At 30.3% G+C, this 12,436-nt stretch carries 8 protein-coding genes; 4 read left to right on the plus strand and 4 right to left on the minus strand.

Annotation, left to right across the window (positions count from 1 at the left end; translation table 11 throughout):
* Positions 1–27: 27 nt before the first annotated feature.
* The 3 genes from DK441_RS17360 to DK441_RS17370 all read right to left on the minus strand — a co-directional run bounded on the left by DK441_RS17360 (position 28) and on the right by DK441_RS17370 (position 5,886).
* Positions 28–2,103, minus strand: a complete 2,076-nt coding sequence (locus tag DK441_RS17360) for a tetratricopeptide repeat protein (RefSeq protein WP_160112148.1) — start codon at positions 2,101–2,103, stop codon at positions 28–30.
* A gap of 267 nt (positions 2,104–2,370) precedes the next feature.
* Positions 2,371–4,536: a tetratricopeptide repeat-containing sensor histidine kinase gene (locus DK441_RS17365; RefSeq protein WP_109851823.1), complete on the minus strand. Its 2,166-nt coding sequence runs from the start codon at positions 4,534–4,536 to the stop codon at positions 2,371–2,373.
* A gap of 69 nt (positions 4,537–4,605) precedes the next feature.
* Positions 4,606–5,886, minus strand: coding sequence for an exo-beta-N-acetylmuramidase NamZ domain-containing protein (locus DK441_RS17370; RefSeq protein ID WP_109851824.1), 1,281 nt, complete (start codon positions 5,884–5,886; stop codon positions 4,606–4,608).
* Positions 5,887–5,894: 8 nt separating this feature from the next.
* On the opposite strand from DK441_RS17370, the gene DK441_RS17375 reads away from it, so the two are divergent.
* From DK441_RS17375 to DK441_RS17385, 3 genes are all read left to right on the plus strand, one after another.
* The gene (locus DK441_RS17375) at positions 5,895–7,136 is read left to right on the plus strand and encodes an ABC transporter permease (protein ID WP_109851825.1); all 1,242 of its coding nucleotides are present in this window, start codon (positions 5,895–5,897) and stop codon (positions 7,134–7,136) included.
* A 92-nt stretch (positions 7,137–7,228) separates the two neighbouring features.
* A complete protein-coding gene (locus DK441_RS17380; RefSeq protein ID WP_109851826.1) occupies positions 7,229–8,590 on the plus strand; it encodes a pyridoxal-phosphate dependent enzyme in 1,362 nt (453 codons plus the stop codon).
* 147 nt (positions 8,591–8,737) lie between these two features.
* Positions 8,738–9,718, plus strand: coding sequence for an AraC family transcriptional regulator (locus tag DK441_RS17385; RefSeq protein WP_109851827.1), 981 nt, complete (start codon positions 8,738–8,740; stop codon positions 9,716–9,718).
* A 374-nt stretch (positions 9,719–10,092) separates the two neighbouring features.
* On the opposite strand, the gene DK441_RS17390 is transcribed toward DK441_RS17385, so the two are convergent.
* On the minus strand, positions 10,093–10,947 hold the full coding sequence (locus DK441_RS17390) for a peroxiredoxin (protein WP_109851828.1): 855 nt from the start codon (positions 10,945–10,947) through the stop codon (positions 10,093–10,095).
* A 195-nt stretch (positions 10,948–11,142) separates the two neighbouring features.
* Here DK441_RS17390 and DK441_RS17395 point away from each other — a divergent pair, with 195 nt between their 5' ends.
* Entirely contained in the window at positions 11,143–12,423 is a 1,281-nt protein-coding gene (locus DK441_RS17395) for a DUF2851 family protein (protein WP_109851829.1), read from the plus strand.
* Positions 12,424–12,436: the final 13 nt, after the last annotated feature.

The following is a 12,436-nucleotide window of genomic DNA, read 5'->3' on the forward strand; positions in this document are numbered from 1 at the left end:
CCATCAGGTAGGCAAACTAGGATTGGTCTAATGATTATAACTCATTTTGTTATTAATTGATGTTAATGCCGGAACTTCTATATCTATAATAGTACCTCGATTAATTCTAGAATCTATATGAAAAGTGCCTGATACTTTTTTTAATCGATTTTTTATATTCTCAAACCCAAGTCCGGTAGCCTTGTTTTTTGCGTTAAAACCTATACCATTATCTTCGAATAGTACATTTATCATATTTTCTACTAGATTTAATTGAAGTTCTACAGAAGTAGCTTTGGCATGTTTAATAGTATTAGTTATAAGTTCCTGAATAATTTTAAAAATTTCGATTTGCAACGTTTCGTCCAAAAGATCAATTTCTGTTCTTGGGTATGCTACAAAAGAAGTACTTAGACTAGTCGTACCACCAATATTATTAAAATACTCTTCAAGGACATCACAAAAGTTGTTTTCACTAAATTTTTTAGGAATCAGGTTATGCGATAAATTACGTACCTGCTCATAAGTGTCATCTAATTGATTGTTAATAGTTGTTATTGTTTTTTTATTTCCATTAAGCACAGTGTTATTTAATTGTAGCTTTATAGCAGCAAGATTACCGCCGATACTATCGTGTAGCTCTAACGCAATTCGTTTTCTTTCTTTGTCCTGACCTTTAATAGATGCTTTAATTAGTTTTAACTCTTGCTCTTTAATTAAAGAAGAAATTTTTTGCTCACTTATCTCTTCCTGTTTTTTATTTAATTCATTCTGAGTCTGAAGTTTTTGATAGTATGTGAATAATAAACCAATAACCGGAATAAGAAGAATTAAAAAAGAGTACAAGATACTATTTTTAATACTTTTTTGCCGGGCTAATTTAGATTCTTGAATTTCCTGATCTTTTTTTAGTAGTGTAATTTCGTTAAGTTTTTTTTCTGAAGCATTCTGAAAAGATAAAATCTTGTTGTGAGTTTCTTTTTTTTCAATCTCTTGTTGTAATCTGAGATTTTTGATAGCTTCTTCCTGATTTTTTAAATCCAATTCTCGGTTTGCATTTTCGACCTGAAGAACTTTTATTTCTTTTTCTTTTTGAAGGGTGTTAAATTTTACTTCAAGTTCATTAAGTTCTTTACTCTTTTGTAATTTACTTATTGAATCTTTGATTTTTATTTCTTTTTTAAGATATGAATAGGCATCTTTATAATTATTCTGAGTTTTAGAAACTTCTTTGAGGTTATTGTATATTGTTATCTGTTTGTCAAGAAAACCTAATTCCTTTGAAATAGATAAGGCTTCATCATAAGATTCTTTAGCTTTATTATATATTTTTTTATCTTGATAAACCAAACCGATATTAGTTAGGATATCAATAAGTGCTCTATGAAATTCTGTTTCTTCCGCTATAGGGCGTGCTTTATAATAATACTCAATAGCTTTATCATGATCTCCCATAAGATGATATATGGCACCTATGTTTTGTAAAATTGCAGCTTTTATTCTCGAAGCTTTTTTATTTTTAAAAAAATCAAGAGCTTTTTTAAAGTAAGACATCGAAACTTCATAATTATCTTTAGAAGAATATGCATTGGCAAGATTATTATAAATCATAAACGTAAAATCTGGATCTTCTTTATACTCCAAACAAGCTTCTAAAAGTTTTATTGAATTATCATAATTGCCCAGTTTGATGTCCATGATTGCCAAATTATGTAATTTTACATAGTATTGCCTTTTTGGTTTCAATTTTTTGACGATTTCTAACCCTTTTAAATGCCACTTTTTAGCCTCTTCAAATAGGCCTTTGTGCGCATACGAAAGTGCTATTATATTATATGCAAATGATTTTCCGTGTGTAAAGATTGAATCATTTCTTTTACCAATGATTTGTAAAGTCTTGTTTCCGTAAAATAATGCTGAATCCCCTAGATTTCGTTCATTAAAATAAACTCCTAGATTTATGTAGGCTTGTAATTTTATTTTTCTATATCTGGTTTTTTTTAAGATTTTATGACTTACAATATAAGCTGTCCTATCTTTTTTTGTATCAAGATCTTGGAATGCTTGAGAGATTATTTTTTCCTGTGCTGCGTATGTATTTGATTCTAAGCGAGATAAAGGCATTGTTTTTTCCTTCACTTGTGCATGTAAACCAATTGAACAAAAAAATAAAAAAACCGTAAATAGTTTTAGTGAAAATTTTAACATATACAAATGTATCATTTCTTCTGTATACTGACATCCCTGAAAATAGGGGTTTTATAGAATTAAATAATGCTATTGATAGATGAGATATTGCTTTCTATTGGGGTTAATTTTATTTTGATTTTTGCAAAATTTGGCTAGATGTAATTCTGTTTGCCATCGAGTAAATCAAAATCGATTTAATGGTTATAGTATCTTATTATTAATCGGTGTGAATACCGGAACTTCTATATCTATAATAGTACCACGATTAATTCTAGAATCGATATGAAAAGTACCGGATATTTTTTTTAATCGGTTTTTGATATTCTCAAACCCAAGTCCGGTAGCTTTGTTTTTTGTATTAAAACCAATACCATTATCTTCGAATAGTACATTTATTATATTTTCTACCAGGTTTAACTGAAGCTCTACAGAAGTAGCTTTGGCATGTTTAATAGTGTTAGTTATAAGTTCCTGAATAATTTTAAAAATTTCGATTTGTAAAGTTTCATCCAAAATATCAATTTCTGTTCTTGGGTATGCTACAAAAGAAGTACTTAGACTAGTCGTACCACCAATATTATTAAAATACTCTTCAAGAACATCACAAAAGTTGTTTTCACTAAATTTTTTAGGTATTAAATTATGCGATAAATTACGTACCTGATCGTAAGTATCATCTAACTGGTTATTGATTGTTGTTATTGTTTTTTTATCTCCATGAAGTACAGTATTATTTAATTGCAGTTTTATAGCAGCAAGATTACCACCAATACTATCGTGTAGTTCTTGTGCAATACGTTTTCTTTCTTTATCCTGCCCTTTGATAGACGCTTTAATTAGTTTTAACTCTTGATCTTTAATTAGAGAAGAAATTTTTTGCTCACTTATTTCTTCTTGTTTTTTGTTTAATTCATTCTGAGTCTGAAGTTTTTGATAGTATGTAAACAATAAACCAATAACCGGAATAAGAAGAATTAAAAAAGAGTACAAGATGCTATTTTTAATACTTTTTTGCCTGGCTAATTTAGATTCTTGAATTTCCTGATCTTTTTTTAGTAATGCAATTTCGTTACGTTTTTTTTCTGAGGCATTCTGAAAAGATAAAATCTTGTTCTGAGTGTCTTTTTTTTCAATCTCTTGCTGTAATTTGAGATTTTTGACAGCTTCTTTCTGGTTTTTTAAATCCAATTCTCGATTCGCATTTTCGACCTGAAGGACTTTTATTTCTTTTTCTTTTTGAAGGGTATTGAATTTTACTTCAAGCTCATTGATTTCTTTGCTCTTTTGCAATTTAGCTACAGAATCTTTGATTTTTATTTCTTTTTCAAAATATGAATAAGAACTTTTATGATCATTTTGAGCTATGGCAACCATTTTGAGGTTATAATAAATAATGATCTGCTTGTCAAGAAATCCTAATTTTTTAGCAACGGATAATGCTCCATGATACTTTTTTATAGCTTCATTATACATTTCTTTATCTTGGTAGGCTTCTCCCAAATTAATAGCGATATTAACAAGTGTTCGGTTAAATTGCCTATCTTTTGCTATAAGATAGGCTTTATTATAGTACTCAATGGCTTTTTCTTTTTCCCCCAAATAAGAATAGTGAACACCAATGTTCATTAAAGTTGTTGTCTCTCCGTGTAGTGTGAGTCCTGTTAAGCTTTTGTCTTTTTTATAAAACTCGAGAGCCTTTTTTGAATATAATAGAGCCTTCTCATAATCACCTTCATAACCATAAAGTATAGATACACTACCATACACTTTAGTGATATACCTTGGATTTTCTTTATATTCAAGACAAATCTTTAGAAGTTTAAGAGCGCTGTCATATTCTTGTAACCTAATATGTATATTTGCTAGATTATTTAATTTGACATAATATGGCCATTTGTCTTTCAGTTTTTTAGCAACTTCCAACCCTTTAAAAAACCATTTCTTACTTTCCTTAAATAGGCCTTTGTGATTATATGAAATAGCTACTATATCACATGCAGATGATTTTCCTTTCATTGAGGTTGAATCATTTCTTTTTCCAATAAGTTGTAGTGCATTATTTCCATAAAATAATGCTGAATCTGACTGACTTTTATAATTAAAATATTTCCCCAAATTAATATACGCCTGTAACTTTGATTTTTGGTATTTAGTTTTTTTTAAAATGTTGTGACTTGTAGAATAGGTTTCCTTATCTTTTTTTGTTCCAAGATATTGATATACTTTGTTAAGCAATTTTCTCTCTTTGCTTTCGAGTGTAACCTCCTCGGAAACGAGTAAAGAATCTCCTTTTTTTATCTGCGCATTGATGATAAAAGGAAGTATTAATATGCCATATATAAATAGTAGATGTAGAAATCTTAACATAAACAAATGTATTAATTCTTCTGTATATCAATATCCCTGAAAACAGGGGTTTTTTAGAGCTAAATAATGTTATTGATAGATGAGATATTGCGCTCTTTTAATCTTAAATTTTTCGAGATCTTCTGTCCATGTATTTTTAATTTCTTGAAAAGAAAGACCTTGTTCAATTTGTTGTTGCAATTTTTTTGTTCCTGCGTGAATGGTGAATGATTTGGTATTAAAAAACTTTTCTTTGATTTTGGTATGATTATAGGCATTAATTAACCACTCTAAGTTTATAGAATCTAATGACTCACTTTCTCTTAAATCTTTTCCGTAACATACTTCTCCTCTATGTTTAGGATATTTAGAACCAAAATTTGGCTTGGGGATATAAGCATAATCATGTTTTTCTATACTCAAATCGGGAGAGCCAAAAATTTGAAACTGTGTTTCTGTACCACGGCCTGCATTAATGGTAGTTCCTTCAAAAAAACCAAGACTAGGATATAAATTGATAGCTTTATCATTAGGTAAATTTGGTGATGGCCGTATTGGTAAACTATATGAAGCAGTATGAGAGTAGTTTTTAACAGGAATAATATTGATCTCACAGGTCAAATTTTTTCCCAACCAACCTTCGCCATTGATCATTTTTGCATATTCGCCAATAGTCATACCATGAACTAATGGTATTGGGTGTACTCCCAGAAAACTTGAGTGGTCAGGTTCTAAGGTAGGTCCATCAATGTAATGTGCATTTGGATTTGGACGGTCTAGTATCAAGACAGGTATGTTGTTTTCTGCACAGGCTTGCATTACGTAATGTAATGTCGAAATATAGGTATAAAAACGAACTCCTACATCTTGGATGTCAAAAACAACAATGTCGATATTAGATAAAGCTTCTTTAGATGGTTTTTTGTTTTTTCCATGGAGAGAAAAAATAGGAAGTCCCGTTTTGATATCTTTACTATCAGCAACTAATTCTCCCGCATCTGCTTTACCTCTAAAACCATGTTCTGGAGCAAATACTTTCTGAATTTTAATATTTCTAGACAATAAAGAATCAACAAGATGTACATAATTTTGACTAGTAATACTATCTTTAAAAATAACAGAAGTTTGGTTTCCTACAATAGCTACTTTCTTATTTTCTAAAATAGGAATATAATCATCAGTAAGATTGGCTCCAACTACTATAGATTCTTGAATTTTTGTAGTATCTTGAGCAATATATGCTGCAGATATTGAGTTTTCAATTTTTACAGAAGTAGGGGGTAAAGTTGTTTTTATTCCACTTACACAAGAAATAAAAATTATGAAAAGGAATAAAAATGTATTTTTGAATGCATTTCTAACAAAAACCATAGTTAAGCTTGAATTTCGAGTATTTTATTGCTAAACGCCTCATCAAAGGTAAGGAACATAAAAGTAGCATTTCGACTCCAATTATAAAAATTGCAATCTTTGCTATTGCTGTTGGTATGATCATGATGCTAATTACAGTTGCTACTGGCGTAGGACTACAACGCAAAATAAGGGAAAAAGTTGCTGCATTTAATGGGCATATATTAATTTCTAGTTTTGATAATAACAGTAGTGTAGAATCTCTTATACCTATATCTACCGATCAAAACTTCTATCCAGAGTTTTCTGAGGTTGAAGGGATTGTTCATATGCAAGGTGTGGCAACAAAAATGGGACTTATACGCACAGCATCTGATTTTGATGGTGTGGTGGTTAAAGGAGTGAGTAAAGGTTATAACTGGGATTCTTTTAAAGAATATCTTGTAGAAGGAAGAATACCCGATTTTACAGGAGAGCTCAATGAAGAAATTTTGTTGTCTTCACATATAGCAAATCGTTTAGGGTTTAGTATTGGAGATAAAGTAATTACATATTTTCTAAAAAAGAACACTGCTTCAAACTCAAAAACTTTTATTAGAGCTTTTGAGATTGTAGGGATTTATAATTCAGGATTTTTAGAGTTTGATGAAACCTTCCTTTTTGCAGACATTAGGCATGTAATAAAAATGAATAAATGGAAACCGGATGAGGTCGGAAATTTTGAAGTTTTTATTGATGATTTTGATCAAATCGATAAAAAAGGGCAGGAAATCTATGAGAATATTCCTTCTACCTTAGATAGCCAGACAATTTCATTAAAGTATGCTACAATCTTCGAATGGTTAAAACTATTCGATCTTAATATTATTGGGATTATTGGGATTATTATTTTGGTTGCCGGTATCAATATGATTACCGCTTTATTGGTTTTGATCCTTGAGAGAACTCCTATGATTGGGATTTTAAAAGCTTTAGGAACAAATGATTGGAGTATAAGAAAAGTGTTTCTTTATAATGCTGCATATTTGATTTTGATAGGTCTGTTTTGGGGTAACCTTATTGGTATAGGTTTACTTCTTATACAAGAGCATTATGGAGTTGTAGGGCTTAATCCAGAAACGTATTATGTAAGTACCGCCCCAGTGTATATTGATATAGGATATATTGTGCTGCTCAATATAGGAACAATGCTATTATGTTTATTAATGCTACTTATCCCTTCATATATTATAGCAAAGATATCACCAACCAAATCCATCCGTTTTCAATAATTTGTTATTCTCTATTTTAAAATTGCCAATCGATAATCTAGGTCGTATCTTTGCCGTGTTGAAATACCCTATGGGGTTGTAAATTATAACGAGTGGAATACGCAAAAAACATACTAGAAACTATTGGAGATACACCATTAGTCCAATTGAATACATTGGTGAAAGATATAGACGCTTTGGTTTTGGCTAAATATGAAACTTTTAACCCAGGGAATTCTGTAAAGGATCGAATGGCTTTAAAAATGATAGAAGATGCAGAAGCAGATGGTCGATTACAGCCAGGAGGAACTATTATAGAAGGTACATCAGGAAATACAGGAATGGGATTAGCATTAGTAGCTATTATAAAAGGGTATAAACTGATTTGCGTAATGGCAGATAAGCAATCTAAGGAAAAAATGGATATCCTTAGAGCAGTAGGTGCAAAGGTAATGGTTTGTCCAACTAATGTAGAACCCGATGATCCAAGGTCGTATTATTCGGTTTCTAAGAGATTAGCAGAAGAAACTCCAAATTCCTGGTATGTTAACCAGTATGACAATCCTTCGAATGCTCAAGCACACTATGAAAGCACAGGTCCCGAAATTTGGAAACAAACAGATGGTAAAATAACACATTTTATTGTTGGAGTAGGTACTGGAGGTACGATATCTGGTGTAGGAAAATATCTAAAAGAAAAAAATCCTAATGTTAAAATCTGGGGAATAGATACCTATGGTTCTGTTTTTAAAAAATACCATGAAACAGGGATTTTTGATGAAAACGAAATCTATTCTTATATCACAGAAGGTATTGGGGAAGATATTTTACCAAAAAATGTAGATTTTTCGGTTATTGATGGATTTACCAAAGTGACAGATAAAGACGCTGCGGTTTATACTCAAAAACTTGCGAAAGAAGAAGGAATGTTTTTAGGTAATAGTGCTGGGGCAGCTATAAAAGGATTACTTCAATTAACCAAACATTTTACCAAAGATGATGTTGTCGTGGTTTTATTTCATGATCATGGCAGTAGATATGTAGGGAAAATGTTTAATGATGATTGGATGCGAGAAAGAGGTTTTCTTGATGAGGAAGTATATACAGCCGATGATTTAGTGAAAAATCATATAGAAAAACCATTGGTTACTGTTAAGACAGAAGAACTGGTATCACATGCTATTGAGCGTATGCGTAAATTTAAAATTTCGCAAATACCAGTAGTTGATAGTGATGGATTTGTTGGTTCTGTAGATGAGAGTGCACTTTTTACTGCATTTTTAGATGATAAAAATACAGGTAGTACACCAATTAAAGATGTTATGAAAGATTCCTTTCCGATTGTAAACGCTAAAACTTCACTTGATGAGATATCCAAACTTATTAAAAATGGAAGTTCTGCAGTTTTAGTTGAGTTAGAAAACGGAAAACACCACATCATAACAAAGTATGATGTTATTAGTCATATAAAATAAATTCTTATATTTAAATAATAATTCTCCCCCTCTATTAGCTTTTTTAGTAAGCTAATAAAGGGGTTGTTTTTGTGTTTATTTGTTTTTTTGGTTACCAGGAATACATCTACATGGGCCTAAAAAAGATAAGTGTAAATTGATGGTGGTATGTGTAAATATTTGTTTGATTTTTCTGACATAGACAAACTAAGTGACTATTTTAGATCTCAACTAAGTCCAAATAGTTCTACTGATCGAATTTATTTCCCTCCCGATATTGGAGAAGGGTATTTGTTGTATTATAAAATATCTCCAGAAGTCTTTCTTATTATAAACAATTATAAAGCTAATACAGATATTGAATATATTAGGCGACCCATCGGTGAAAAAGATATTATACTTCATTTTAGGAAATATGCTCTAGATCATCAATTAAAGGAAGATCAGATTATAAGCCAATATTCTGATAGTTATACTCCAGGTAATATGAGATGCATGGATGCTCGACAAGGAGAACAAGTTTTTATTACAAAAGGAGCAGAAGTAAAATCTACCATGATTGTGTTAAAAAGTTCATATACCAAACCTTTTTTTTTAAAGAATAACGATATGGCAGAAAAACTTGATAATTATATTCGTTATTCTCACCAACATATTAATAAATTTTATCTTTCTTATAAACAATCAAGTCTTTTTGATCAGATTGTACAACCTGATGTAGATAAGGTAGAGAATTACCTTTATTTTATCGCTAGAGGTGTTCGGCTATTAGAAACTTTTTGGAAAGATGTATTAAGATGGGAAACAGAAAGCAATCCTTTTAGTATCAATTGTGGACAAGTGGGTAATATTTATAAGGTAAGTGACTATCTAAAAAATAATCTTAAAGAACCTTTTGTTGGTGTTGATCAATTAGCAGCTATGGCACATATGAGTCGTACAAATTTTTTTAATATGTTTAAAGAAATTCATAATCAGACTCCTTTAGAGTTTTTTAATAATAAAAGACTAGAGATTTCATATAATATGATTATCGGAGAAGGATTATCAATACGTGAGGTAATGGATACGCTTAATTATTCTAATTCTTCAAAATTTAAAAAAGCATTTTTTAATAAGTTTGATATCTACCCAGATATGAATACATAAAATATGTAAAGCCCAGATGCTGGCTTTCTTATTGTTTGGATATATATAAAAATAAAGATGGTCGCCAAAAATGGCAACCATCAATAACCTAACACAAACTCAACTTAGCTTAGGGTTTTGTAATCTTAATATTTTTAGAATGAATTAATTTTCCCTTTAATTCATAACAAAGTAAAGAAATGAATTTGTGGTTAAGTTTTCCATTAATACATAAAATCTTACCAATAGTACATTTTTGTAAGGAATTAACTTGATTTTAAGAATATTAAGTAGTAATCGTACTATTTAAAAGGAGTTAGTTCTGTGTTTTTTGTGTTTATAGCAACTTTAACCTTCTTTTTTTGGGGGGTACTAACTAATGTTAGTATTTTAAACTAAAGACTGTGCTGATCAATAATTTTTAAAAATATTTCTGGTTCTGGTCGTACTCTATAATTATTAGTAAGGTCTGCAAAGATTATTTTTCCTTCTTTATTAGTTATGATTACAGTTGGCATTACAGTATCACTGCTATATCCTAGTATTTGGAAACCCATAGGAAGACCATTTTTTGAGAAAATTTGTAATTGTTTAGCAACTTTATTTCCTTGATCCACCAAATAATTGAAATTTAATCCAAATTTTTTTGCTAGAGATTTGGTATGCTTATGAGGTTGGGGACTAATAAGAACTATATTAATTTTTCTTTTTTCAAGCTCTTTATATTGCAAAGCAATTTCTTTGATCTGTGCCATGCATAATGGACACCAATTTCCGCGATAGAACAGAAAAATTGATGAGTTTCCTATAAATTTAGAAGTATTTATATTGTGTTTTTCTGGATCCTGTAATTCGAGTTCTGGTAACAGATCGCCTACTTTAATAACCGTGTTTTTTTCTCTATTCTTAAAAGTAGAATACCATCTTATATATAATACCCATCCTAAAAATAAACCAATCCCTGGTAAAGATCCATTTAAATCTTGTTCGATAATACCTCCAAATAATAGACTAATTAAGAAACCAATAGCAATAGGTAACGTGTATTTTTTTAGATTAGCATCGGTTCGTGCAACGGGTTTTACAAAAATCAAAATGAAGAGTGTTACAATAGAAAGCGAAATAATTAACCTTCCTATATATCTATAAGATACTCCATGATCAATCAGATGTATAACACTGTCAATAGCAAAATAAAAAGCAATTACAGGGAAAACAGATATGAAAATGGACTTTAAAATATTAGTCATTTATATGCTGATTTAAAAATTAGTCAATGTTATTTAGTAGAGCTTACAAGATTTTAATAAATTTTAGTATTTTCATCGTGTAAATTTTAGAAAAGCTATTCTTCTTATTTTCTATCCTACCCGAAATATTTAGTAGCTAATACCACCTGTTTGCTTACAGGTAGGTCTTATAATTATAAACAATCTATAGAATATATGACTGAGGATTTTTTACAATACCTTTGGAAATATAAAAAATTTGGGTTTGCTGATCTTAGAACAACAAGGCATGAGGAGCTTATACTTCAGCAAATAGGGACACATAATATAGAAAACTCTGGACCTGATTTTTTTAATGCAAGACTTATTATCCAAGGGCAAAAATGGGCAGGAAATGTTGAGGTGCATATCAGATCAAGTGACTGGTATGTTCATAACCATGAGAATGACCCTGCATACGATAATGTAATTCTTCATGTAGTTTGGGAAGATGATGTAGAAGTATACAGAAATGATAACTCGATTATACCAACATTACAACTTAAAGAATACATAAGAGAAGAGTTGTTGGTTCGCTATAAAAAGCTCTTTGATAAAAGCGCTCAACAATGGATTAGTTGTGAAAAGCAGCTTCCCGAAGTTTCGCGTTTTATGTTGTCAAATTGGCAAGAAAGACTGTATTTAGAGCGACTAGAAAAAAAATCGACTTTAATTTTGAAACTTCTAAACGACTCTGCAAATAATTGGGAAGCTGTGTTGTTTAAACTACTGTCCAAAAATTTTGGTTTGAAAACTAATGGAGCCGCTTTTTTGAGTTTGGCAAATTCGATAGATTTTGCAGTGCTTAGAAAATGTAGAGGCCAACTAGAAGAATTAGAAGCCTTATTTTTTGGTCAGGCAGGTTTCTTAGATGTTGATGTAAAAGGAGAGTATTTCAATACCTTGAAAAATGAATATCAATTTTTGAAAAATAAATTTAAATTGAGTACACATGGAGTAGATCCATTTCTTTTTTTTAGGTTAAGACCACCTAATTTTCCAACAATACGATTGGCGCAGTTAGCAATGTTATATTTTGAAAATCACCAACTTTTTAGCAAAGTGATCAATAGTAATACTATAGATGATTTTTATACTCTTTTCAGTGTAGAAACCAGCGAATTTTGGCAAAACCATTATACTTTCGAAAAAGAATCAAAGGCAAGTAAAAAGAAACTAACAAAATCATTTATTGACTTGTTGTTGATCAATACGATTATTCCTATAAAATTTGTTTATGCCAGAAGTGTAGGACAAAATCCCGAAGAAGATATTTTTGAGTTAATTACTAAATTACCTTTTGAAAAAAACAGTATTATTAGCAATTTTATGGACTTAAACGTACCAATTGAAAATGCAATGCATTCTCAAGCTATGATTCAACTCAAAAATACATACTGTGACCAAAAAGCATGTTTAAAATGTGCAATAGGGAATTATTTATTAAATGGTGAATAGAATTTAGGATAAT

Source organism: Aquimarina sp. AU58 (assembly GCF_900312745.1).
In the GTDB taxonomy this organism is placed as follows: Bacteria; Bacteroidota; Bacteroidia; order Flavobacteriales; family Flavobacteriaceae; genus Aquimarina; species Aquimarina spinulae.